Origin of the sequence: Spirosoma soli, assembly GCF_042684525.1 — a bacterium.
Taxonomy (GTDB): domain Bacteria; phylum Bacteroidota; class Bacteroidia; order Cytophagales; family Spirosomataceae; genus Spirosoma; species Spirosoma soli.
In genome coordinates, this window is sequence record NZ_JBHULN010000027.1 from 47441 (window position 1) to 70766 (window position 23326).

The window sequence follows — 23326 nt, forward strand, 5'->3', positions numbered from 1 at the left end:
TATGTCACAACCACTACGTGTCGCCCTTGTTTCTACCTACCCGCCGGGTAAAGGCACGCTGAACGAATATGGCTTCTATATGGTGCAACATTTTCGCCGGAATCCAGACGTTAAAGAGGTCATCCTCATTGCCGATAAGCTGCCAACTGGTCAGCACTACACTTTCGACGATGAAGGTTGCCCCGTTCGGGTAGAAGCGGTCTGGCAATTCAACAACTGGTCGAATCCGGTAAACATTCTGCAAGCCGTTCGGCGGACCAAGCCAGATGTGGTGCTGTTCAACATCCAGTTTCTGTTCTTTGGCGACAAGAAGATACCGGCCGCGTTGGGCCTGCAAACGCCGTTACTGGTTAAAAAAGCGGGGTATCCGTCCGTCGTGCTGCTGCACAATATTCTGGAGGAAGTTGACCTGGGAGCCGCTGGTATCACGAAGAACCCGGTTCTTTCGGCGGCTTACCAGTTTATCGGCTCCATGCTGACCCGCTTCATTCTAAGCGCAGACCTGGTGACTGTGACCATTGCCAAATACGTGCAAGTACTGGAGGCTAAGTACAAAGCGAAGAACGTAGCGCTGGTGCCACACGGCAGTTTTGAGCTGCCACCGATGCCGGACTTTACGCTGCCACCGGGGCCCATGCAAGTGATGACCTTCGGTAAATTTGGCACCTACAAGCGCGTTGAAGCCATGATTGAAGCCGTTGAGCTGGTACGCAGCCGAACGGATCTCGACATTGAAATCGTCATTGCTGGCACCGACAGTCCTAATAAGGCTGGGTATCTGGACGACATGAAGCAGCAGTACGGGCACGTTCTTCAGCTACGTTTTACCGGCTATGTTGCCGAAGAAGATGTTTCCCGTATTTTCGGAGAAAGCGCCGTTGTCGTGTTTCCCTACACCAGCACCACGGGTAGCTCTGGGGTGTTGCACCAGGCGGGCAGCTACGGCCGGGCGGCTATCCTGCCCAACATCGGTGACCTTGGGCAGCTCGTAAAGGAAGAAGGCTACGACGGTGCCTTTTTCGAGCCCGATAATGTCGAAAGCCTGGCCGATGCGATTCAGCGGGTACTTCAGAACGATGCGTATCGCCGGGCGCTGGCCACCAACAATTACTTTGCATCGGTTACGCTTCCAATGGCAGATATTGTAGACTGGTACTACCTGCACTTTGTGCGACTACTGAACGAGCGAAAAGCGAGACATGGTAAACAACCAGCGATGCAAACAGCAACAGCATCGCAACAATCTGGCAATTGACGATCTGCATAAAGGACTGGTGCCAGACGAGTATTAGTCCTATTTGCAGCAGGCCCGCCAGTACCGACAGCAACACGGGCGCCCAGCGATCAAGCGAGAGATGATAGTACACAAAGACGTTGGCTAAGGCAAAAAACGACGTAGCCAGCGCATACCGCCAGAGATAGGCACTGATCCCTACGTATTGGTCACCGAACAGCATGCCGATAATGAGCGAAGGAAAAAACGAACACGCCAGTACCACCAGCGCAGAAACAACCCCAACCATACCGAGGCTTCCCCAAAACAAGTGAGCTGTTGGTAAGCCTTTCTGCTTCTGCTCAACTACTTTCGGGAATAGCACCATCACGACGGACCACGTACCAAAATATACGACCCGACCAATCATCGAGAGCGCCGTGTACAAGCCAGCGTCATTGGCGTTGAAGTAATGCTTTACGAGTAGAACATCGCTATTGTTAATTAATATCTGGCTCAGTTCGTAAAGCAAGGTCGTAAAGAAAAACGCGCCAACTAACTTACACTCAGCCTTTGTTGTCTCGTTTACTGAATCTCGAGTTCTATTTGCCTGCGCTAGTCCGTAACAGGCAATTAAAGAAATCAGCAAGCCAACCGATACGCCCATCCCGCCCCACCCCAGGGCAACCAATCCTAGCCCAAGTGCCAGACGCACCCACATCTCGACCTGATACGTACCGGCCAGCCGACGGTAGTTTAACTGCCCCTGCAACGCACCCCGGCCGACGCTCATGGCAAAATATACGGGTACCGACAGGGAAATAATGGCCAATGGTAGCGATGAGGACAGCTGAAAGAACTGTTGGATAACTCGCCCAAAGCAAACCAGAAACAAGGCTAGCCCCAACCCGCTTCGCCAGGCCGTCTGCATCAGAAACGCACGGGCCGACACAAATCGGGAGGCCGTTAGCTGAAACGCCATGGCCACGAACGACAGTGCCAATAACATGGTCACCAGCAGACTCACCTCGCCGAACACACTGGGATTGACGAGTCGGCCCGCTACCAGATTGAAGGCGTAGTTACCGATGTTCACGAATAGGGTACTGATCATCAGGATCGCCCCATCGCCCAGCAACTGCTTGTTTTTAAGCGTAAACTCCGTTTTCATGGGCAACAGGCAAGGTAGGTAGCAGATTCAGAATTTGATTGAACTTAGTCAGGTGGAAGATTTCGGCGGCTTCGGCGCTTCTGGGCATCACTACGCCGAGGGTGTGCTTCTTATGCCCTGCTGCTAGTGCGTTCACGGCAATCAGGTCCGTTCTAACCACATGGCTCAGGTCCAGCAGAATCGTTTCTGAATACTCGAAGCTGCGTAACTTCTCTTTTAACCACATAGCGTCTGTCGAACACAGATTGCCGCTCAGCCGGAAAATGTGGGTTACGCTATTATTAAAGACAAAAACTTCGCTTTCAACTTCCAGGTTACGTAGCATTTCGGTATTCATGATGGCCTTGATTTTGATTCAAATGTCAGCCTTCTGGACGCGCACATGTATCTTTTTTCGATGAATAGCCGTATCCGGCGGTTTTTTGAAAACTTTCAGCAAGTTTTCGCCTACTTACAACATGAATAAAGCTTCTAAATTGCTACTATGGTTCACAAAATACGCACAAGCGTAGTACCAGCTTTGATACAGCCAACTGAGAAGTTTTAAGTGATTTGTCGGTTAATGACTCCAGCCAACTCCCCTTTTCCCAAAAGTGACAGGATCTGACTCAATTGAGACAGCCTTTACTGACGAACCACCCGACCTTTGATCTATCCAAAACGGACAAACTTTCTAAAACACGATAGATCATGAAAACCCTCATCAAACCCCTGCTCGTTGCTTTCGTTTTTGTGTTAATCAATTTTAACGCAGCCCAAGCTGAAACCACTACCCCAATCAGCAAGCCAAAGTCAGCGGTTGCTTACCAAAGCGGTATCTACACCACCGCTGACGGTAAAGTTCAGATTGCCCTGGACAAGCAAACCGGCGGTATGGTCGAGATTCGGCTGACAAATGCAGCTGGTAAAGTGCTGTTCACTCAGCAAGTAGGTAAAAACCAGACAGCGGCTCGTGTCCGATTAGATGTGAGTGCCCTGCCCGACGGGACCTATCAGCTTGAAGTCACTAACGGGGTGGATACCACCCACCATGCCCTAACGCTGGCGACTCCTGAACCCAGTAAGCCAAGTCGTCAGGTTGCCCTCAACTGAGGATTGTAAATTCAGTAAGGAGTACGTTCATGCCCTAATCAACAGCGTGTCTTGCCTTTGACACGCTGTTGATTAGGGCATTATTATGAACGACAGAAGTTGCAAGAGAGTCCGAGGCATAAAGTAGGTAAGCCTCTCTGGGGCTATTTTCAGAACAGTAACCTATTAGTTTTTCATGTGTGCTTACTAATGAAAAAGAAGCACTTCAGTTGAATTTCGCCCTTATCGTTCACTTTGTTTATAGGGCATTGATCCGCTCCAATCACATAGGGCTATATTCAGCTTAGGTTAATCAGATATAACCTACTACATAGATTTCTTTCAACAGGACCTGTTTACTGAATTTTCAATCAATTCTTTATCATCGTCTCTAGGATTCTTCGGTTGGCTCTTACCTTCCAACTGAAACGTAACGGGAAGAATGTAACTACCCTTAAAGCGCGATTCTCGATAAGGCATTTCTTCCAGCACATGGCTTACCTCTTGCCGGAAAGTGGCATCTACATCGATCAAATTCAGTATTCTAACTTGACCGATTTTACCCTGATCACTTATGACGAAACTGGCGTAAACTTTAGCGACCAATTGCTGGTCGCGAGCACTACTTGGGTACCGTATCGTTCTGGCTATTACGCTGGCAAAGGTTGAATCATCTAAGAGCGATTGGCTTAACGTCTGTCCTGAAGACGAGTACGAAACGGCACAGCCCAGGAGTAAATAACATAGAAAAAGCTTCATCATTATTTAGATTTATTGTTCTATTCCTAAATAGTAATAACGTTGATAATCATAACCATCTGGTCAGCTCCCAGCGCAATTCATCTTATTAATCTTAGAGCCCGGAACTGACGAATCGTTTAGGCTCTCTCAACAAACAAAGGGCCACTGCAACGAAAGTCGCAGCGGCCCCGATCAAGTGAACGGTAGGAAACAGAATCTTACTTAACAATCACCCATCTTCCTTTGATGCCGGCTTCGGAGTACGAATAGCCTGTAACGGTTGACGTAGCGATGTTGCTTTTGAGGACATACGCCATGACCTCTATATTTTTGGAGGGCCGGTAGCCCGTCTGCAATGACACCCGGTAGGTTGGCTGCCAGCTTTCCTGCTCAATGTGCTGCAGTCCACCCGCCAGCGATACCTGATAGAGCAGCTTCTGCTTCGGCATAGTCAGGTTCTCGATGTGGAAGAAGCTCTCGACCGATATAAACTGCGAGGGGCTGAAGTAAATCTCGGGCAGTTGCTTCTGAAAGCTCATCATCTGCACGTTGACACCGGCTTTGATGACAGGCGCATATTTCAGGTCGTAGTACAGCGAGGCAAACAGTGATTTCTGCTGATTGTTGTCCGAGTACAACGTATGGATGTACTGCGAGTAAAACCCTAGTTTGAAAGGAGTGGCCAGGTTGTAGGTACCGATCAGGTTGTGGTACGTGATGTTGTAGCCGACCAGCCCGGCCGTAAAATTCTGTGCATCACGGTTGTAACGGATGTCGGCCATCTGATAACGACCAATTTTGAACTCATTGACAATGTTGACATTCAGGTGACTAACGGTGCTGTCTTTTTGTAACGTGATCAGTCCCGCGTTTCCCGACATGGTCCAGCACGAAGCCAGTCGGGTTCGGAAGCCAGCCGTCATCGTCTTCACGTTCGCGTTCTTGCCTTCGCTCACCGTACCCACGTAGCGCTCCCGATAACCGACGTTCACCCGGAAGTTCGTGCTCAAATCAAAGGCACCGTTCACATAGTAATTCGTTGATACGTTGTTACCATTATCGCTGCTTACAAAAGCGTGTGTCGTTACGGTGGGTTTGTGAGCCAGATCGAGCCGCTGCATGAAGTTAGTAGCGTCGAGCTGGTTGGGGTAATATTCGAGGGTCTTGCGAACGTATCGGTACGCTTCAGCATCGTTTCCTTCGGCATGGCGGGCATCGGCATAGCCCAGGTTCCCATCGAACGAAGCTGGTTTTACCTGAAGCGCCTGCTGATACAGTTCAGCTCCTCTGGCGTATTGCTTATTCCAGACCGACAAGGTAGCGCGGCTTACCGTAATGTCGACGCTGTTCGGATAAGCCTTGTCCAGGGAGTCGAGTAAGGCAAAAGCCGGTTTGAATTTTTCGTTCCAGCCCAGTGCGCTCACCCGGCCCAGCTGCGCTTTCAGCTGCCGATCCGGATACCCCTGCGATGCGGCAATGGCCTGATTTGCATACGTTAAGGCCTGTTGCTTTTTCTTTTGCAGAAAGGACAGATACGATAAGCCCAAGTACGCGTTGGTCTGGTTTTCTGGCTTCCCGACCAGTATTTGGTACACACGCTGTGCATCGGCGTACCGCTCCTGCACGACCAGGATCTGCGCCTTGGCGAAAAGGGCGTCTTTATCATTCGGAAAATCCTGCAAGATACTTTCCAGCAACTGAGCGGCTTCCCCGTACTGTTGGTTTTTAGAGAGTTGATCGGCTAAGCCAAGCTTGATGTATTTACGACTGATGCGGGCGTTGGCGTTACCGGCCTGGATCAGATTAGCCCGCTCAACGTACGTTAGGGCCTGCCGGTAGCTGTGCAACGACGACAGCGCATTGGCATACCCCAGCATGGCAGCAAAGTTGGTTGGCTGTTGGGTCAGCAGCTTTTCGTAGTACGTTTTTGCCTCGGCGTATTGCTTGGCCCACATCAGCGACTCGGCCCAGTTCAGACCAATTTCAAAATCGTCGGCGTAACGTTGTTGTAGCTTCTGAAACACCCGCTGGGCCTCAGGAACGTTGCCTGAAAGACCAATACCCCGACCATAGCACAGGAGCGCCGTCCGATTCGTCGAGTCTTTCGTATCCAGATATGTTTTGAAAAAAGAAGCACCCTGTGCAAAATTACCAGCTTCGAGCAGGTCAAAGCCCGGTTTTAATTCTGACTGAGCCCAAGCCAGTTGGCTGAGCATCAGGAGTGGAAGGAGCAGAAATTTTTTCATCGTCTATGTCGTAAAGGATGATCAAAACTAGCCGACGAACCACCCTCCCAACGAGACTTTTCGATGAACTGCACCTTTTACTCGTTTTTTGGTAATAAGTGTTACTTAACTGATTAATACATAACGTTTGTGTTTAGCATTGTTTCGTTTGGCATAGTCCGGATACCGCTCCAGATCTAGCCTGATCCGAATAAAAATAGGCTAACGTCATATGACGTTAGCCTATCTGTCCGTATACCAAATACATAGATTTAGCATACTCCACTCATCCTCTACTCTTCTTATACTATTACTCTCAAAACAACACTCACAGGTACTTGCTACGGTGGGTAATCAACTCATTCAAACTATAAAAACTGTACGGTTACGATGGGCACTTAATTCAAGTTACAATGGGTACTCTCTTTAATTACGGTGGGTACTTATTCGGCGTTTTATTGAGACAAAGTTGTCTTCTTTCTCACTGTTCCGGAGTGAGTATTCGATGAACTGCAAAAAGTGACGGTTTTTTGGTAGATTTTGCCCGGAGTTCATCAACAATTAGCTTTCAGTAATCAAAAACTGCCTGATAATTTTATTTTTGCCAAGAAAGTAACAAAATAGCACCTGGCGATTAACGATAGGCAGCCAGGCAAGTCGTTACAGGATCTTATAACAGCTTCAGAATATGGTGGCTAAACACCTTGCTCAACCATTAGACCGCGAACGACTGCTCGACCTATACGGTGATGATACGGCCTATGCCGCCGACATGTTCGAAACGTTTCTGCATGATGTGGTACCTCAATTCGATTCATTCAATCCCTTAATTCAGGAGCAACGGTGGATGGATGTTTACCAGCTGGCCCACAAATTAAAGCCTACACTGGGGCTGGTCGGGCTGTCGGATTTAGAAGCCGTGATGAATGACATTGAATCCTCAGCAGCCTCGCCCGACCCGTTTCAGGTTCAGCGCATGTGGCACGATTTTCGAGCCAATTTCACGGAGCGAATTCCTATTGTATACGCCGAATGGCAACGGTACTTACGAAAGCAAACTAGCCTATGATAGTAAAGTGTATCATTGTAGATGACGAGATTATGTCTCGTAAGTCGTTGCAGCGACTGTGCGAACAACATGAATCGCTGGAGGTAATGACGGTCTGCGAAAACGTCCCCGACGCGCTTGCTTTCCTGGCCGAACATGACGTAGACTTAATCTGGCTGGATGTAGAAATGCCGGGTATGACTGGCTTCGATTTATTGGAGCAATTGCCAACGGGACCTCAGGTGATTATGACGACCTCCCAGACGGAGTATGCCTTTACCGCGTTTCAGTACCAGGTCACCGATTACCTGAAGAAACCTGTTACGTTGCCCCGGTTTAAGCTGGCCGTTGAGAAAGTACTGGATGTTCACACCCGCATGAAAGCGCGACAATCCGATAAAAACACTCCCAAAGACATTTATGTCAAAACCGATGGGCGTTACATCCGGCTTCCTTACGAGACCATTTCATTCATTGAAAACACGGGCGATTACGTTAAAATAGTGACGCAAAACCAGACCTACGTTGTGTACACGACCATGAAATCGCTGGAAGAAAAGTTAGGGGCGACATTTCTGCGGGTTCACCGCTCGTTCATCGTCAACCTCGATAAAATCGTTGATATTGAAGAAAGTAATTTAGTTGTTGCCAACAAAGTGATTCCCGTGAGCCGGGCCAACAAGGTGGAGTTGATGAACCGATTGAACTTGCTCTGACCCAACTAAGACACTACCATTTGTTATAGAACACTGATTTGTATGATTTACCATGATTAAATACAATTAAAGCCGGTTTAATTGTATTTAATCATTCAGAAAATCAGCGGGCTACCAGTGCGGGTCTATTGAGTTACACAATCAGCTTATAGCCAATACCCCGAACGTTCACGATCTGCACTTGGGGATCATCGCGGAGATAGCGCCGGAGCAGGGCATCCTTCGCAAGTTTGGCGTATAAATAGCACACCATACAACCTTTCATGCATATCTTTTTCTGATCGCCTTAACGCAACGGTTGAACAAAGCGTTTACTCATATGAGAGTTGCGTGGATGAATGTCCGATAACCTTATCCAGGTACGATTCCACATCCTCTGAAGAATAACCTGGGTAGATATAGCCAATGTAGTTGTCGGGGCGTAGCAGCACCGTAAAGGGGCGGTTTGTTCCAAATAGCTCAATAACACGCGGGTAAAGCGGCACGACGTTGACATCAAGAAGGTCACCATATTTCGCGACCAAACTGGCTTGTCTATCGCCGTAGCTCTGTTCGCCATCGGAGAACACAAGCAGGTGAAATTTGGGGTCGTTGAGCCTATCATAAATGCTTGCTCCATCAATTTTGAAATACGGCATTCGGTCGCCGGCTTTCACGTCAAAATCAGCGTCGCTGTTGTGCAAACTCAGAGCGCTTTCACGGTAATTAATGCCGATCTGCGAAACGGTTGGAAACAGGATTTCCTTGGCTACGTCGAAGCGTGTGGCGATGCTGGCTACAGTAGGAAAAATAGAATTACGAAACAGACGTAGGTACCATTTGTCGCTGGCTGCAATATCGAAAAACTGATCGGTCGATTGCAGCAGCCGTTTGGCATTGGCAACCCGCTCTTCGTTGTAGCTGTCGAGAAGTGAATGGCTGGCTTCTCCACGAAGTACCAAGGCTATTTTCCAGGCCAGGTTATAAGCATCCTGAATGCCCGTGTTCATTCCCTGACCGCCCGCTGGTGTATGCACATGAGCGGCATCACCCGCCAGGAAGCAACGCCCCAAAGAGAACCGCTCCGCGCGACGCGTGTGCACCCGATAGGTGGAGAACCAGCGTACCTTCGTGATGTCCAGCGGCTGCTGAACCAACTGTTTGACCTTGGCTTCTGCCTCTTCAACGCTTACGTCATGATCGCTGTTTTCGTGTTCAGGTAGGTTACCGATCAGTCGCCAATGCTTACCACCCTGCATCGGAACGATCAGCACGAATGAATTTTCCTCCATCGGGGCGTAGAACGTTCCTTTTTCGGCCTGAAACTCCATCTCCACGTCGGCTACATAAAACAAACGAGGATGAGTCGAGCCTTCAAAACCAAGGCCAAGCAGATGTCGCGTCTCACTGCCTGAGCCGTCACAACCAACTACGTAACGCGCTTCAACCGAATGCGTTTGACCATCGGTGTCTTTCAACACCGTATACACACCGGCCGCATCCTGCTTCAGGCTTTGTAATCCGGTCTGCCACTGCACGTCGTTTCCATTACGCCGGAGTTCTCCGTACAGTAAATGCTCATTTTTGCTTTGTTCATAAATCAACAGAAACGGGAATGAACTAAGTTGGCTACCAAAGTCTGAGAAGTCGAGGTGAGCGCTAATTTTACCACTGTGCATCAACGCTCCTTTCTGAACTTTTTCGCCTGCCTCAACGGCTTTCCGGGCCAGGCCGATCTGGTCATAAATCTCCAGGGTGCGGGCGTGTACGATGAGCGCCTTCGACAAATCGGTGACACCCTCCTTTTTGTCAATAATTACGAAATCAATCCCATAACGCATTAATTGTAAGGCTAATGACAGCCCCGTTGGCCCAGCACCGACGATGAGTACGTCGGTTTTTACTGCATTTTCCATAACTGCTGATTTATTGGGTTAAGACACTTATGAGTAATAAAGGCGAGTAATTACACGGTTTTCCGATACCGCCAGGAAGCCAGCCCAATCAGCGCAACGGCCATCAGCAGCAGGGCAAAAAACTGGGTCTGCATATCCCGGAACGTACTGCCTTTGAGCATGACATTGCGCCCGACTTCGATGATGTAGCGGAGTGGATTCAGCACGTTGACGTACTGCGCCCACTGCGGCATATCCTCCGTGGAAGAGAAGAGACCACTGAGCAGGATGAACACGACCAGACAGAAGAATACGGCGAACATGGCCTGTTGCTGGGTTTCCGAAATGGCCGAGATAAACAGCCCCAGGCCAACGCAAAGCAGCAAAAACAGAAAGGCAAACCCGTAGATCAGCAACAGGCTCCCCTCCACCGGAATTTGAAACAGGAACACACCCACCAGCAAGCCCATCGTAAACTGCACCATGCCGATAATGACAAAGGGAGTAAGTTTGCCCAGAATGAATTCGTACTTTTTGATGGGCGTTACGTTTAACTGCTCCTGGGTGCCAATCTCTTTTTCCCGCACGATATTGAGGGCCGCGATCATGCCCCCAATTAGTAGCATCAACTCGAACAGAATGCCCGGCACCATGAAGGTTTTGTACTCCAGACGTGGATTGTACCAGTATTGATTCTCGATGTCTAACAGGGACGCGTTCAGTTGCCCACCTGGCGAAACAGCCCCGGTTTCTACGCGGATGTCGTTGTTAAACTCCCGGATAATCGTCTGCGCATAGCCCGAGGCAATACCCGCTTTGGTGCCGTCGATGGCATTGACCAGCAATTGTATGGATGACTGATTTTCCTTGCCCAGATCACGTTCAAAATGGGGTGGAATAATCAGAATCAGGTCGGCATGGCCCGCCAGCAGTTCACGGTAAGCGGGTTTGTATGCGGGTAGGTAGCCTCGAAACCGAAAGTTGTCGATGTACCGAAATTTGCTCACCAATCGCTGGGCGTAGGTCGTATGATCCTGGTCGACGACGGCAACGTTGAGATTTTTCACTTCAAAATTGGCCGCGTACGCCAGTAAGATCAACTGCAAAACCGGAGCTGCCAGCATCATCCGCAACAATATCGTATTACGGAAAAGCTGTTTGAACTCCTTTTCGATCATATATCGAATGCGATTCATACACTGTTACGTTTTATGGAATGATTTAAAATTTTCCTATTCCAGCCTTGGTTTCAGGTTACGCAGACTAACGGCCATCAGTACGGTGGCCATACCGAAGAGTACCAGCGTGGGTTGCCAGAGGTCGCTCAGGCCAACACCCTTGATCATGATGCCTTTCACGATGTCGATAAAGTATTTGGCCGGAATGATGTTCGAGACGATTTGCAGGAAACGGGGCATACTTTCGATCGGGAATATAAAACCCGATAGAAAGATGGTTGGCATCAGCATCAGCAGCAAGGACGCGAACATGGCGACTAACTGCGTATCGGCAAGGGTTGAAATCAGCAGCCCTATTGCCAGCGCCAGAAAGATGAACAACATTGTTTCGCACAGAAGCAATAACAAGCTTCCATTGAGCGGAATACCCAGCAGAAACACGCCCAGAGCAATAATGACGCAGCCATTCACGAACGAGAGCAAGAGATAAGGCAGTACTTTCCCGAACAAAATCTGAAGCTGTGACAGGGGCGATACCATCAGTACCTCCATCGTGCCGGTTTCTTTCTCGCGGGCAATGGTCACCGACGTCATCAGCGCCGATACGAGCAGCAGCACTAAGGCCATTACGCCGGGCACGAACACAAACGCCCCTTTCAGCTCCGGGTTGAACACCATCCGGGGCTCGACAACAATCTGCAGGGGGACTACCGCATCCGGCGGGTTCTGCTCCTGCGCGTATCCCTGAATGATATTCGTGGCGTAGTTGGTCAGACTAATGGCCGTGTTTTGTTCGGACGCATCGGCCAGCAACTGTACTTGCGCGTGATGGGCATAATCGTTGGTAAAGTTGGCCGGAAATACCACCACCAGCTTGACTTTTCCCTGTCGAAACGTGGCTTCAATGTCCCGGTAGCTGCTTAGGTTGCGCTGTAACTGGAAGTATCCTGACGATAACAACCGATCAGTAATCTGGCGGCTGTGTTGGCCATGATCGTAATCCAGCACCGCGATTCTGGCGTTTTTAATCTCGTTCGTCAGCGCGAAACCAAACACCAGCACCATCGCCAGCGGCATCCCGAACAGAATCAGCAGTGTCCGCCGGTCGCGCAGGATGTGGAAGAATTCCTTTTTGACAAAAGCAAAGAAGCGGTTCATATAGGTGGGGTTAAGGGCGAAGGGCGTAGCGTAATGGGTTGATACAGTTTACTCATCGCTCCCTTCTATTTTGTGGAAGTCCCTCGTGCCAGAATTTGAAAGACGCCATCCATCGAGTCTACGCCGAAAGAGCGTTTCAACGCGCTGGGGGTATCTAACGCCTTGATTCGTCCATCAACCATGATCGAAACGCGGTTGCAGTACTCGGCTTCATCCATGTAGTGCGTCGTGACAAAAATTGTCGTGCCACGGTGGGCCGCTTCGTAAATCATGTCCCAGAACTGCCGTCGGGTAATCGGGTCGACACCACCGGTTGGTTCGTCCAGAAACACCACCTTAGGATCGTGAATCAGTGCTACGGAAAACGCCAGCCGCTGTTTCCAGCCCAGCGGCAGGGAAGCGACCAGTCTATCAGCCACGCTGCCCAGGTTCAACTGCTGGATGATTTCGTCTGATTTTGCTTTTAGTTCGGCCCGCTTTAATCCGTAAATACCACCGTAGAACCGGATATTTTCACGCGCGGTCAGGTCTTCGTACAGCGAAAACTTCTGACTCATGTAGCCAATCACCTGCTTAATTTGCTCGGATTGCCGATACACGTCGAACCCCGCAATCCTGGCTTCGCCCGACGTAGGTGTCAGCAGGCCGCACAGCATTCGCATGGCCGTGGTTTTTCCGGCACCGTTGGCGCCAAGGAAACCAAAAATTTCGCCCTGATCCACCTCGAACGTGATTTCGTTGGTGGCAACAAAGTCGCCGAACTTCTTAGTCAGCTTGTTGGTAACGACGGCCTTATCCATGTTGCATCAGTTCCATAAAGCTGTCTTCTATGCTGGCCTGAATCGGTTTCATTACTACATGCTGATGCCCGCGCTGGTTGAGGTAGCGGGTAACATCCTCCGGCGTTGTCTGGTCGTGCGTTGTCAGGTGCAGGTACTCGCCAAACGCATAGCAGGTCTCGGTAAACGGAGCCTGACGCAGGTCCTGAATTAGCCGGTACGTATCATCGGCCCGAACCGCCAACAGGGGTTTCCTGAACAGGCGCTCAACCTCAGAGGGCGTGTCAATAGCCAAAATCTTCCCCGTTTGCATGAGTGCGATACGGTCACACTGGCCCGCTTCGTCCATGTACGGTGTCGACACCATAATCGTCAGGCCACGCTTTTTGAGAAGTTGGAGCATCTCCCAGAACTCTTTCCGCGACACGGCATCAACGCCGGTAGTCGGTTCATCCAGAAATAGCACCCCAGGCTTGTGAATCAAGGCACAACACAGGGCCAGCTTCTGTTTCATTCCGCCCGACAGCGCCCCCGCCCGGCGGTCTTTGAACGGCTCCAGTTGTACGTATATATCCCGGATCAGGTCGTAGTTAGCGGCAATGGTCGTACCGAACACCGTGGCAAAAAATGTCAGGTTTTCTTCGACACTTAAATCAGGATACAGCGAGAAACGGCCCGGCATGTAGCCAATCAGTGACCGTAGCGCCCGGAAGTCTTGCACCACGTCGCGCCCGACTACGGTTGCCTGCCCCTGATCCGGACGTAGCAGCGTAACCAGGATCTTGAACAGCGTGGTCTTACCAGCCCCGTCCGGCCCAATTAACCCGAACAGTTCACCCGACTTAACCGACAACGAGACATCCTGCACGGCTTTGTTGGTGCCGTAGGCTTTCGATATGGTATCAATGATGATAGCAGAACGCTGATCGTTATGATTTTTAAGATTTATCATGATCCATCATATATATCATAAAAATCAGCGTTTTATATCCGCAAACCTTACCTCCCCCGGCATCCCGATCTTTAAACCGCCGTCGTTTCTGACGTTTATCTTCATGGCGTACACCAGATTGACGCGCTCGTCTTTAGTTTGAATGACTTTGGGTGTAAATTCAGCCTTGCTCGAAATCCAGGTAACCGTACCTTCGTAAGGCTTCAACTGGTCGTTGGGCGCGTCCACAAACACCTTGACCTTCTGGCCGGGTTTGACGTTAACCAACTGATCGCCACCCACGTAAGCCCTCAGGGTTATGTCTGTCAGTGCGGCTATTTTGTACAGCGGTTTACCATAGCTTACAACCTCGCCTGGTTCGGCATACTTGACCGTAACAGTGCCATCCAAGGGATTCACAACGGACGATTTCTTAATCTGATCGTCAAGCTGTTTGACCTGCTCGGCCAAAGGCGCAGATTCGGCGGCCGTTCCGCCCCGCTGCGTACCCAGCGCCGATGCCTGAGCGGTCCGTTGTTGTCGGATCAGGGCAATCTGGCGTTCGATAACATCCATTTGAGCAACTATATCGTCCAGTTGCTTGGTCGGCGCGGCCCCGGCATTAATCAGATTTTGGGTGCGTTCTTTTTCACGCTGGAGCGTTTTGAGTTGCTGTTGCTGAACGGCAATCTGCTGCTCATAAGCCGACAACTGGGCAGTCACATTGGGCGTCCGGCTCCGAACGGCCCGCTCACTAGCCAGCAGTTGCGCTTTACGGAGTTGCAGTTGCTCGGTGTCAACCTGGCCCACTACCTGACCCACCTTGAGCGACTGGCCTTCCTCGACCTCGAAGCGTTGCAAAGCGCCCGTTGCTTCGGCGGACACCGTAGTTTCAACGGCCTCAAAATTGCCATAGGCGTCGGCGGTGTCGTTATCGTTCTGGCAGGCGGAAAGCAGAACAAGTAGACTGTAAAGCAAAACAGTGTGTATTGTTTTCATTCGATCAATTCCCGGTTAATGTTCGGTACTGAACCTTGGCTTGCAGGAGTTGTAATTCATGCAGTTTCTGATTCAGGAGTGCCTGGTTTTCGTTAGAGAGTTCGGTGGTGTAATCACGGGCAGCAATTACGCCGTTGTCGAATTGTACGGCCGCAGCCTGTCGCACTCGCGTCCGTAGAGCCACGATTTCGGCATCCTGACCGAGTTGGGCCTGCAACCGATCAATTTCGGTTTGCTGCTGCCGCAATTGCACGGCCAGATTCTTTTCAAATGTAGCCTGCTGAATATCGACCGCTTGCTGATTGAGCGCCAGTGTCTGTCGATCATTGCGCAGGCTGTAGGCCGCCGAGAGGTTCCAGTTCAGCCGTAAGCCGCCGATAAAAAAGCCCCGAAAATCGTTATTCAGGAAGTTTAGCGCCGGTCGACCCGCCCCCCCCTGGGCAAACAGGCTCACGCGTGGCTTCATCCGGTTATCGGTCAGCCGTAGCTGAGCATCATAAAGCGAGTGTTGCGCTTTGTACAGCTGGAATTCAGGCCGGTTTAGGGATAAGTCGACGATTGCCAGTTGCTGTGGATCAATAGCTAGTTGAGTGCTGTCTGAAATGGGTAGGTCGGTCAGCAGGTGGAGTGCATCCCGGAGGCCACGGCGGGTGGCGTTGAGGTCCGCCAGCCGTTGTTCCGTTCGTAGCCGTTCCGCCTGTAGTGCATCCACGTTCATTTGGGCGGCCGTACCAAACCGGACGCTGGCCGTTAGTTTGTCGATCCGATTGCGAAGATCCGCCAGCAGAATTTGGGTCAGGCGCAAGTTTTCGTCGGTAAGTAATGCATTCAGAAAAAAGGCGTTGACCTGATCATTCAATCGACGTAATTCTACCTCCACCTGCTGCTGAGACATAGCGGTAGTAACCCGTTGCAGGTCGGTTTGCAGGCGGGTCAGACTGCCGTCGTACACCGGATAACTAGCATCCAACGTGAGCTTGTACTGGTCTTTACTCAGCACCGGTATGGACACGTTAGGCAGCTCAATAGGCAGTGTTGTTACCTCCGATTGCCACGATGCCTGTCCGTTGACCGACAACTGCGGCAACCGACGATTGGTAGCCAGCGTAGCAATGGCCAGCTCGCCGGTTTGCCGGAGAATACCCTGCTGTTTAAGCAACGGGTAGGCAGTTCGGGCGGCCGTATAGCATTGTTCAAGCGTTACCTCAGATAAGGCCTTGCCTGGTTGTGCCAATAGCGGTAGCCAAACGAACCAGATGAATCCTGTTAGATAGGCTTTCATAATCACCCAAACACCTGTTCTAAACATCTGTTTAGTTGATGGATAAAAAAATTTAGACTTGCCTTAAGTAGGCCATAATCATTTCGGGAATGAGCTGTTTACGCGTTTCCACAAACTGCTCAAAACCGGTTTCATCGAGCGTTCCTACATACGAAACAATCGGCTTTGCTATTACTGGAAAAACAATACTACTCAGAATGGTAATGATAACTTGTAATGGATCAACAGTACGAATATGCCCTTTCTCGGCTTCTGCCAGTAGTTGTTTCCGAAAGAGTGAATTCTCGATAATACCTTTAACGTTCAATTCTTTAAAGAAGTCCAGTCCGTCTTTCCGCAATTCAGATAGTACAAACATCGGGAGCAACGGATTCTGAATAATAAAGTCCGTATATCGATCAACAATCTTCCAAATCTTGACTTCCAGCGGAGTTTCTTCATTAAGCATCAGCATCATCCGGCCCAGAAACTCCCTAAACGTATCCATGTATATACTCTTGAATAACAGATCTTTGCTTCGAAAGTAGTAGTTGACCATTGCCAGGTTGACCCCTGCCTCATCAGCGATCTGACGAATCTTAGCGCCTTCGTACCCTTGCTCCAGAAATATTTTCCGGGCTGCATTCTTAATTTTTAATTCGGTATCCTGTGTTTCTTCGGCCATAATACAATTGACCCTACAAAGGTAATGCAAAGACAACAAACTAAACAAGTGTTTAGTTTTTTATTTTACCAGATGGGCTACATATCTAAGCGAAATATTTTATCCGCCACAGTTTATTGATTACTACTCCTTAAACCGTTTGCCAGATTGGAGCGCTTTTTCTCCGCTAACAATAATTTTGAGCGAGTAGGCTGTTAAGGCCGTTTTCTGGCTCTACACCCACATCTGCAATAGTACCTGCGTCGATACGATACAAAGCGGTTGCCCGTTAAGGGCACAGAAATTTTTTGCCGTTTAATAGGGGGATACGCCCGTTCGGCTGTCTTATGAGTGCATAAGCTACGTTCAACGCCAGAAGTATGATAGATTTGCACCGGAAACGTCATCTATACCACCCAGTGCAACTATCGGATCAGGAAATACTTTCTGCTATACAACTTGGCGATGAACGCGTTTTTGAGGCCGTGTTCCGGCAGCATTACAACGCGCTGTGCCAGTATGGCTATTCGTTCCTGAAAGACTGGGATGATGCCGAAGAGGTAGTCCAGGCCGTTTTTATGACGATCTGGGAAAAACGAGACGGGTTGGAGATTAATATCTCGCTCAAATCGTACCTCTACCGGGCCGTGCATAACCGCTGCCTGAACCGAATTAAACACCTGACGGTTCAGGCTGAGCATCGGAGCCATGTGGCGGCCGAAGTGGGCCAGCTGTACGAAGCGCCAGCGCAAGTGTTGATGGCCAATGAGCTGTCGGACCGCCTGCAGGAAGCTATTCAGCAACTGCCCGACCAGTGTCGGCTGATTTTTACCATGAGCCGATTTGAGGAGTTAAAGTACCAGGAGATTGCCGACCGACTTGGCTTATCCATTAAAACAGTGGAAAATCAGATCGGCAAAGCGTTACGTATTCTACGGACAGAGTTGGCGGAATATTTACCCGTGCTAATTCTGCTGGGCATCCATTTATACGAGTACTATTTACTGACCTAGCTAATTTTGGGTTCTGACCATGGCGGATAACTCGCTACAGCCAATAGATGACAACCTGATCGGCAAATACCTCGCCGGAGAAACCGACGCGGCCGAGTCGGAACGGGTACGTCTATGGCTCAGCCAACCCAACTCAGATGCAAACGCTAACCAACGCGAGTTTGAGCGGTTCGAGCGAATCTGGGAAACGGCCGCTCAGCTAAAGAAGCCAGTAGAAACTCAATCTGCCCCAGTCGATACGGATGCGGCCTGGCAAAAAATGCGAAGCCGCATGCAGGGTAACACGACAGCCCCTTCTCCCCCACCTGTTGGGCCGGTTGTGGCCGATACCGACGTTCGGTCACCCGTTGTAAAACCATTGTACCCCGCCAACCAGACGAGCAATCGATGGCTACCCCGTTACTGGCAGGTAGCTGCTGTCGTTTTGCTCGCATCGGCTTTCGGCTGGCTATACTTTCAAAATTCTCGTACGGAGCCTATAGCCCAGCTGTCGATCGCTTCGAGGAACGAAACGGTACAAAAGACCTTACCCGATGGCTCTAAAGTCTGGCTGAAACGCGGTAGCCGACTGAATTACCCACAAACCTTTGCCGACGAGAGTCGGGAGGTTACGTTAACGGGCGAAGCGTTCTTTGAAGTGGTGCCTAATCCATCGAGACCCTTCCGTATCCGGGCGGCTGAAACAACGGTTCAGGTGCTGGGCACCTCGTTCAGCGTCCGGGCCTACGAAAACGATGTGCGGGTGGCTGTCCGGACCGGTAAAGTCTTGTTTGCGGCTAAGAAAAAACAGGTAACCCTAATCAGGAACGAGCAAGCCACCTTCGACAGCAAAGCCGATACGATCCGAAAAATGCTCGACGTTGAGCCCAATCTGTTCGCCTACCGAACCGGTCGCTTAGCCTTTAAGAACGCGCGCCTGGCCGATATTGTGCAGACCATCAACGACGTGTACCGGGCTGATGTCCGGCTGGCCAACAATCGGCTCAACAACTGCGCGCTGACAACGAGCTTCGAGCATAACGAACCGCTGGAAACCGTCGTCAACGTAACGGCGGAGTCGCTGGGGCTACGCATCACGCGTAAAGGCGATCAGATTACGCTCGATGGCGAGGGTTGTCAGGAATAATTTTTCGCTTTTGATAGGGGGGCCATCCTGGTGGGCTGTCTTATCGACAAAAGCACCCATTATCATGTTTTTCCACCGATACCTATTTGTTTGCTGCTGGTGGCTGAGCGGCACCCTTGTCTGTGCAGCGAAGCCAACGCCCCCTCTCGAACGTACCATCAACGTCGTTATTACCAACGACCGTCTGGATAAAGCCCTGAACGCCATCAGCCACGAAGGCCAGTTTAATTTCTCGTATAGCCCATCCATTATCAACGAAGCCAGTATTGTCTCACTACGGGTAGCCAACAACACCGTTCGGGAAGCCCTGAATCAGCTATTCAGAGGGACCATCACCTATAAATCGCGCGGCAACCACGTCATCCTCTTGCGGGCCGACCTACCCGCCGTCGATGAGAAACCCAAGAACTTTTACCTGGATGGCTATATTCTGGACGAGACGAACGGCCAGAAGATAAGTCAGGCCAGTATTTACGAGAAAACCACGCTGGCGTCGGCCATTAGTAATCCGTTTGGTTACTACCGCATCAAACTACCCACTGAGCTATCTACCCTACGGCTTCAGGTCCGTAAGGAAAACTACATTGGCGAAAACGTGAACGTATCGTCTCGCCACTCGCATACGCTGAACATCCGGCTCGAACCGTCCCCCCTCAGTAAGCAGGTACAACCCTTAACCATCCGGCAATCCGTAGACACGACGCGCCGGATTGCCGTGGCCGTTCAGCAGCCGGTTCAGCCCGTTTTCATGGCCTCGGCCGACACCACCCATACACCTAAGGTGTCCGTTTGGGACCGCAGCAAACAACGGCTAACCGACTGGTTCTTATCGACCAGATCGGCCGTTCACGAAGCTAACCTGGTCGGCGACACCATCTACCGCGACGTTCAGGTAAGCCTTTTACCTTTTGTGGGCACCAACGGAACGCTAAGCGCCCGGGTCATCAACCGGACCTCGTTCAACGTATTGGCCGGCTACTCGCTGGGCGTTACCGGACTCGAAGTGGGCGGCTTTCTGAACGGGGTTCGTGGCAATGCCAACGGCATTCAGGCAGCCGGTTTTGGAAACGTAGTTGGCGAGCAGGTGGATGGCGTTCAAGTCGCTGGTTTTGCCAATGCCGTACGCTGGCACGTTCAGGGCGTGCAGGCCGCTGGCTTTGCCAATGCCATCGGTGGCGACGTAACCGGGGTGCAAGCCGCTGGTTTCGCCAACGTAACGCTGGGCAATGTAGTGCATGGCGTGCAAGCGGCCGGTTTTGCCAACGTCACGGTTCTGAACACACAAGGGGCACAACTGTCAGGCTTTGCGAACATTAACGCGCAGCATGTCGACGGAGCGCAGGTAGGCGGATTTTTCAATTTAGCCGGTAAAGGGCTTCGCGGTGTACAGGTTGGCGGGTTTGGTAACGTCGTTGGGGGTAATGCAGTTGGGACGCAGGTGGCCGGATTTTTCAACATTGCCCAAAACGAATTAGCGGGCTCACAGATCAGCGGTTTCTTCAATACAGCCAAACGGGTCACGAAGGGCACACAGATTGGCTTGCTGAATTTCTCGGGCTATTCGCAACACGCGCCCATTGGTCTGCTCAGTTGGGTGCAGCAGAACGGATACCGCCGGTTAGAAGTATCAACCGACGAAGTCAACGTAATTAATCTGACCTTTAAAACCGGCCATCGGGCCTTTTACAACATCTTTACGGCGGGCACTAATCTGGAGAACCAAGCGCGGCCGTCCTGGAGCTTCGGCTACGGCCTGGGCACCTCGGCGAACCTGCACCACGGCTGGATGCTGAATTTCGACCTAGTTGGCAATTACCGCTTACCTGCCGAATGGGCTTATTTTGACGAAGGCAGCTACCTCTACCGATTCAACCTGGGTCTGGAAAAGAAACTCACGCCAGGCCTGGCACTGGCCGTTGGCCCAACGGTTAACTGGTTCTACAGCCAGAACGACATCACGAAGCCAGCCACGCGCTTCGACGTACCATTGTTCACAAACAGCGTCGATAGCCGAAACAACTTCAACGCCGGTTGGGTGGGCTTCCACGCAGGGCTACGGATTTGCAGTCGCAATTAGGCAGGACAACCAACACACTCTGTTGATTACCAATCTATAGAAGTGGGCACATGACGCCGTAACAAAGGTCGCAATTGCGCAAGGCTATAGAAACGACTCTTAAGAGTATATCCCTGCGTATATCGCTTTACCGTCCTGCGCAGGGGTTTCACATCGCCCCGTGCGGTGAAGCGGTAAAATTGCCCTTTCTCATCAAAAAAGTAATCGGGGTAGCCGTCAATATCCCAGGCCCGTTGTACGGTTACCTGTACCTGCACATACCGCTTAGTCATTATGGGTTACTCCGGTTAGGAAGTTTTAGTGTCAACCAATTTCTTTGTTTAAGCGACTACAACGGAAGCTCACTATTTTCACCTTAATTAACTTTTAAGGAAATAAAAATAGCTTATTTACAGCAAACTGTAGTTCCGCAACTTTGGATACCTATAGAACAAAAGTCAGTCATTTGCTTCAATACTGAGCCATAAAATTGGGTCGAAAAAAATGCGGAACTATACTACATTGACAGCTAACTTACTATACAATGATGGTTCCGCGAAATCGCGTACTATACGATGTTGGGTGCGGGTCCATAAAGTGTTCGTATGCCAGCGTCTCAGCGACAGGTTGCAGGCCGCGAGGTCAGAGTTTTAGGTCTCCATTTCCGGGTTCCGTGCGACAATGCAAACGCCCCGCCTGGGAGATTTTTTAATAATCACAGTTTATTCATTAATAGTTCTTTCTGGCATGTTCAGTTTTCAAGGAGATTGGGAGTTTAATTTTACATTCAAAGCTTTTGAAGGTTTGCAAAGCCGTCAAGGAGCCTACGCAGGTTTAAGTTCACAATCCCCAAGTGACGGAAAGGTTCGAGTGGTAATAAGCGACGAATTAGATGACAATCCTGATCCGCTTCCTGAACAAATAAATGCTATCAATTTCATAATTGAGAACCCTGCGCTCATTCAAAATGCTCTTCTTGAAGCTTTGGATAAGGAGTATCCTATTCTGAAAGAATGTTATGGCGATGAAGAGGAATTTTTTCCTGAAATTCACTCACTGGAGGATTACAAGCACGTTTTTGGGGTTGGGAACCTGTTTGTGCTGTATCCACATAAAGATGGCTACGCCTACATCGGAATTGAATGCGGTTGTATTTGGGACGAAGAGCATGGCTTAGGCTTCATGCTTCATAAGGACAGGGTTATCACTGTTGGAGCAGCAGATACAGCATTTTCATCATTGGATGCATATAAAGACAATGGAACTTATGAACAAAAACAAAAAGAGTGGAATGGAATGCATATGGGAAGCCCTCTACTGCCTAAGCCCAAAATTTACACACCTCATCAGAAATACGGAAAATTAAAACCGTCCCAGATGGAAGCAAATCGGATGTATGAAAACAATCTGATTGAGCGAGGATATAATCAAGAATTTATAGATTTAGTTGAATCAGGCAAAGTAGACATTAACGTCAATAATGGATTAAATATGAGCTACTTAGAAAGAGCGACTCAGTTTAACAATGAAGTTATTGCTCGCTATATTATTTCTCGAAAACCAGTTACTCTAAAGAATGCCATTCATAATGCAACTGGACATGCTAACAGAGACCTTATTGCTTTTCTTATTGAGAATGGCGCTGATATAAATGAGCAGAACCACTGGAAAATTACTCCATTATCTATCACTCAGCAGAATATTAATCGGATGAGAAATGAGAGCAGTCCAAGATTAAAACAGTATGAAGACTTGTTAGATTGGCTTAAAAGCAAGGGAGCAAAATAAAAATTCTACGTTTCCGGCGACAGGCAGCACGCCCCCGGAGGAGAGTTTTCAGCCCAACAAAAATGAGGGTGTAAAGGTTGGAAGTAGTTTGTGTTCAGGCGCGTAGCTTCCTCATCCATCAACCCTCATGGGTGTTGGGTGACCCACTAAGCTGATTATTCACAAGTCAAATACCCGGGCGACAGGCTAAGAACGTGTTTGGGAATTGAGAAAGGCTGGGAGCCGCGTCACCTTTGTAGCGACCAAGCAACAGAGATGTGACCAAACAATTTAATGCTCTAACCGACTCCCAGTGGGCCGCAATTTCGCCTTTT

General features: G+C 49.9%; 21 protein-coding genes and 1 pseudogene. 9 read left to right on the top strand and 13 right to left on the bottom strand.

What is annotated here, in order from left to right; genetic code table 11:
* Window position 1: 1 nt before the first annotated feature.
* The gene (locus tag ACFSUS_RS27460; protein ID WP_381528032.1) at window positions 2-1255 is read left to right on the top strand and encodes a glycosyltransferase; all 1254 of its coding nucleotides are present in this window, start codon (window positions 2-4) and stop codon (window positions 1253-1255) included.
* A 184-nt stretch (window positions 1256-1439) separates the two neighbouring features.
* Here ACFSUS_RS27460 and ACFSUS_RS27465 read toward each other — a convergent pair.
* Window positions 1440-2384 (bottom strand): annotated as a pseudogene (locus tag ACFSUS_RS27465) (oligosaccharide flippase family protein); the annotation flags it as partial.
* Window positions 2362-2721, bottom strand: a complete 360-nt coding sequence (locus ACFSUS_RS27470) for an STAS domain-containing protein (protein ID WP_381528033.1) — start codon at window positions 2719-2721, stop codon at window positions 2362-2364. The gene ACFSUS_RS27470 and the pseudogene ACFSUS_RS27465, both read right to left, overlap by 23 nt.
* A 353-nt stretch (window positions 2722-3074) precedes the next feature.
* Between ACFSUS_RS27470 and ACFSUS_RS27475 the strand changes: the two genes are divergently transcribed.
* A complete protein-coding gene (locus ACFSUS_RS27475) occupies window positions 3075-3476 on the top strand; it encodes a T9SS type A sorting domain-containing protein (protein WP_381528035.1) in 402 nt (133 codons plus the stop codon).
* Window positions 3477-3947: 471 nt separating this feature from the next.
* Window positions 3948-4124 (top strand): hypothetical protein, encoded by a 177-nt coding sequence (locus tag ACFSUS_RS27480; protein ID WP_381528036.1) that lies wholly within the window; start codon window positions 3948-3950, stop codon window positions 4122-4124.
* Between the two features lie 290 nt (window positions 4125-4414).
* Here ACFSUS_RS27480 and ACFSUS_RS27485 read toward each other — a convergent pair whose 3' ends face one another.
* Window positions 4415-6442: a tetratricopeptide repeat protein gene (locus ACFSUS_RS27485; protein ID WP_381528038.1), complete on the bottom strand. Its 2028-nt coding sequence runs from the start codon at window positions 6440-6442 to the stop codon at window positions 4415-4417.
* 667 nt (window positions 6443-7109) lie between these two features.
* On the opposite strand from ACFSUS_RS27485, the gene ACFSUS_RS27490 reads away from it, so the two are divergent.
* On the top strand, window positions 7110-7490 hold the full coding sequence (locus tag ACFSUS_RS27490) for an Hpt domain-containing protein (RefSeq protein ID WP_381528040.1): 381 nt from the start codon (window positions 7110-7112) through the stop codon (window positions 7488-7490).
* Window positions 7487-8185, top strand: coding sequence for a LytR/AlgR family response regulator transcription factor (locus ACFSUS_RS27495; RefSeq protein ID WP_381528042.1), 699 nt, complete (start codon window positions 7487-7489; stop codon window positions 8183-8185). Before ACFSUS_RS27490 ends, ACFSUS_RS27495 begins: the two co-directional genes overlap by 4 nt.
* Before the next feature lie 133 nt (window positions 8186-8318).
* On the opposite strand, the gene ACFSUS_RS27500 is transcribed toward ACFSUS_RS27495, so the two are convergent.
* The 9 genes from ACFSUS_RS27500 to ACFSUS_RS27540 all read right to left on the bottom strand — a co-directional run bounded on the left by ACFSUS_RS27500 (window position 8319) and on the right by ACFSUS_RS27540 (window position 17050).
* The gene (locus ACFSUS_RS27500; protein WP_381528044.1) at window positions 8319-8450 is read right to left on the bottom strand and encodes a hypothetical protein; all 132 of its coding nucleotides are present in this window, start codon (window positions 8448-8450) and stop codon (window positions 8319-8321) included.
* A gap of 46 nt (window positions 8451-8496) precedes the next feature.
* Window positions 8497-10080, bottom strand: coding sequence for an FAD-dependent monooxygenase (locus tag ACFSUS_RS27505; RefSeq protein ID WP_381528047.1), 1584 nt, complete (start codon window positions 10078-10080; stop codon window positions 8497-8499).
* A 50-nt stretch (window positions 10081-10130) separates the two neighbouring features.
* The gene (locus tag ACFSUS_RS27510; RefSeq protein ID WP_381528050.1) at window positions 10131-11255 is read right to left on the bottom strand and encodes an ABC transporter permease; all 1125 of its coding nucleotides are present in this window, start codon (window positions 11253-11255) and stop codon (window positions 10131-10133) included.
* A gap of 36 nt (window positions 11256-11291) precedes the next feature.
* Complete coding sequence (locus tag ACFSUS_RS27515) at window positions 11292-12395, bottom strand: ABC transporter permease (RefSeq protein ID WP_381528052.1); 1104 nt, start codon at window positions 12393-12395, stop codon at window positions 11292-11294.
* A gap of 65 nt (window positions 12396-12460) precedes the next feature.
* Window positions 12461-13195: an ABC transporter ATP-binding protein gene (locus ACFSUS_RS27520; RefSeq protein WP_381528054.1), complete on the bottom strand. Its 735-nt coding sequence runs from the start codon at window positions 13193-13195 to the stop codon at window positions 12461-12463.
* Complete coding sequence (locus ACFSUS_RS27525) at window positions 13188-14126, bottom strand: ABC transporter ATP-binding protein (RefSeq protein WP_381528056.1); 939 nt, start codon at window positions 14124-14126, stop codon at window positions 13188-13190. Before ACFSUS_RS27525 ends, ACFSUS_RS27520 begins: the two co-directional genes overlap by 8 nt.
* Window positions 14127-14150: 24 nt before the next feature.
* Window positions 14151-15104: an HlyD family secretion protein gene (locus tag ACFSUS_RS27530; RefSeq protein ID WP_381528058.1), complete on the bottom strand. Its 954-nt coding sequence runs from the start codon at window positions 15102-15104 to the stop codon at window positions 14151-14153.
* 4 nt (window positions 15105-15108) lie between these two features.
* Window positions 15109-16413, bottom strand: coding sequence for a TolC family protein (locus ACFSUS_RS27535; protein WP_381528060.1), 1305 nt, complete (start codon window positions 16411-16413; stop codon window positions 15109-15111).
* Between the two features lie 25 nt (window positions 16414-16438).
* Window positions 16439-17050: a TetR/AcrR family transcriptional regulator gene (locus ACFSUS_RS27540; RefSeq protein ID WP_381528062.1), complete on the bottom strand. Its 612-nt coding sequence runs from the start codon at window positions 17048-17050 to the stop codon at window positions 16439-16441.
* Window positions 17051-17409: 359 nt separating this feature from the next.
* Here ACFSUS_RS27540 and ACFSUS_RS27545 point away from each other — a divergent pair, with 359 nt between their 5' ends.
* The 3 genes from ACFSUS_RS27545 (at window position 17410) to ACFSUS_RS27555 (ending at window position 21245) form a co-directional block, all read left to right on the top strand.
* Window positions 17410-18042: an RNA polymerase sigma-70 factor gene (locus tag ACFSUS_RS27545; RefSeq protein ID WP_381528064.1), complete on the top strand. Its 633-nt coding sequence runs from the start codon at window positions 17410-17412 to the stop codon at window positions 18040-18042.
* A 19-nt stretch (window positions 18043-18061) separates the two neighbouring features.
* Window positions 18062-19168 carry a FecR family protein gene (locus tag ACFSUS_RS27550; RefSeq protein WP_381528066.1) on the top strand — a complete coding sequence of 369 codons (1107 nt, stop codon included), beginning with the start codon at window positions 18062-18064 and terminating at the stop codon, window positions 19166-19168.
* Between the two features lie 64 nt (window positions 19169-19232).
* Complete coding sequence (locus ACFSUS_RS27555) at window positions 19233-21245, top strand: STN and carboxypeptidase regulatory-like domain-containing protein (protein WP_381528068.1); 2013 nt, start codon at window positions 19233-19235, stop codon at window positions 21243-21245.
* Between the two features lie 26 nt (window positions 21246-21271).
* Here the strand turns inward: ACFSUS_RS27555 and ACFSUS_RS27560 are convergent, their stop codons facing one another.
* A complete protein-coding gene (locus ACFSUS_RS27560) occupies window positions 21272-21517 on the bottom strand; it encodes a hypothetical protein (RefSeq protein ID WP_381528070.1) in 246 nt (81 codons plus the stop codon).
* 388 nt (window positions 21518-21905) lie between these two features.
* Here ACFSUS_RS27560 and ACFSUS_RS27565 point away from each other — a divergent pair, with 388 nt between their 5' ends.
* Window positions 21906-23012 (top strand): DUF6985 domain-containing protein, encoded by a 1107-nt coding sequence (locus ACFSUS_RS27565; RefSeq protein ID WP_381528072.1) that lies wholly within the window; start codon window positions 21906-21908, stop codon window positions 23010-23012.
* Window positions 23013-23326: the final 314 nt, after the last annotated feature.

Excerpts from the sequence above, each read along its gene's own strand:
- ACFSUS_RS27540 (WP_381528062.1), bottom strand. The coding sequence starts at position 17,050 with ATGGCCGAAGAAACACAGGATACCGAATTAAAAATTAAGAATGCAGCC.
- ACFSUS_RS27510 (WP_381528050.1), bottom strand. The coding sequence starts at position 11,255 with ATGAATCGCATTCGATATATGATCGAAAAGGAGTTCAAACAGCTTTTC.
- ACFSUS_RS27565 (WP_381528072.1), top strand. The coding sequence starts at position 21,906 with ATGCAAACGCCCCGCCTGGGAGATTTTTTAATAATCACAGTTTATTCA.
- ACFSUS_RS27520 (WP_381528054.1), bottom strand. The coding sequence starts at position 13,195 with ATGGATAAGGCCGTCGTTACCAACAAGCTGACTAAGAAGTTCGGCGAC.
- ACFSUS_RS27480 (WP_381528036.1), top strand. The coding sequence starts at position 3,948 with ATGGCTTACCTCTTGCCGGAAAGTGGCATCTACATCGATCAAATTCAG.
- ACFSUS_RS27505 (WP_381528047.1), bottom strand. The coding sequence starts at position 10,080 with ATGGAAAATGCAGTAAAAACCGACGTACTCATCGTCGGTGCTGGGCCA.
- ACFSUS_RS27515 (WP_381528052.1), bottom strand. The coding sequence starts at position 12,395 with ATGAACCGCTTCTTTGCTTTTGTCAAAAAGGAATTCTTCCACATCCTG.
- ACFSUS_RS27460 (WP_381528032.1), top strand. The coding sequence starts at position 2 with ATGTCACAACCACTACGTGTCGCCCTTGTTTCTACCTACCCGCCGGGT.
- ACFSUS_RS27535 (WP_381528060.1), bottom strand. The coding sequence starts at position 16,413 with ATGTTTAGAACAGGTGTTTGGGTGATTATGAAAGCCTATCTAACAGGA.
- ACFSUS_RS27550 (WP_381528066.1), top strand. The coding sequence starts at position 18,062 with ATGGCGGATAACTCGCTACAGCCAATAGATGACAACCTGATCGGCAAA.
- ACFSUS_RS27545 (WP_381528064.1), top strand. The coding sequence starts at position 17,410 with ATGATAGATTTGCACCGGAAACGTCATCTATACCACCCAGTGCAACTA.
- ACFSUS_RS27495 (WP_381528042.1), top strand. The coding sequence starts at position 7,487 with ATGATAGTAAAGTGTATCATTGTAGATGACGAGATTATGTCTCGTAAG.
- ACFSUS_RS27500 (WP_381528044.1), bottom strand. The coding sequence starts at position 8,450 with ATGAAAGGTTGTATGGTGTGCTATTTATACGCCAAACTTGCGAAGGAT.
- ACFSUS_RS27525 (WP_381528056.1), bottom strand. The coding sequence starts at position 14,126 with ATGATAAATCTTAAAAATCATAACGATCAGCGTTCTGCTATCATCATT.
- ACFSUS_RS27475 (WP_381528035.1), top strand. The coding sequence starts at position 3,075 with ATGAAAACCCTCATCAAACCCCTGCTCGTTGCTTTCGTTTTTGTGTTA.
- ACFSUS_RS27555 (WP_381528068.1), top strand. The coding sequence starts at position 19,233 with ATGTTTTTCCACCGATACCTATTTGTTTGCTGCTGGTGGCTGAGCGGC.
- ACFSUS_RS27470 (WP_381528033.1), bottom strand. The coding sequence starts at position 2,721 with ATGAATACCGAAATGCTACGTAACCTGGAAGTTGAAAGCGAAGTTTTT.
- ACFSUS_RS27485 (WP_381528038.1), bottom strand. The coding sequence starts at position 6,442 with ATGAAAAAATTTCTGCTCCTTCCACTCCTGATGCTCAGCCAACTGGCT.
- ACFSUS_RS27560 (WP_381528070.1), bottom strand. The coding sequence starts at position 21,517 with ATGACTAAGCGGTATGTGCAGGTACAGGTAACCGTACAACGGGCCTGG.
- ACFSUS_RS27530 (WP_381528058.1), bottom strand. The coding sequence starts at position 15,104 with ATGAAAACAATACACACTGTTTTGCTTTACAGTCTACTTGTTCTGCTT.
- ACFSUS_RS27490 (WP_381528040.1), top strand. The coding sequence starts at position 7,110 with ATGGTGGCTAAACACCTTGCTCAACCATTAGACCGCGAACGACTGCTC.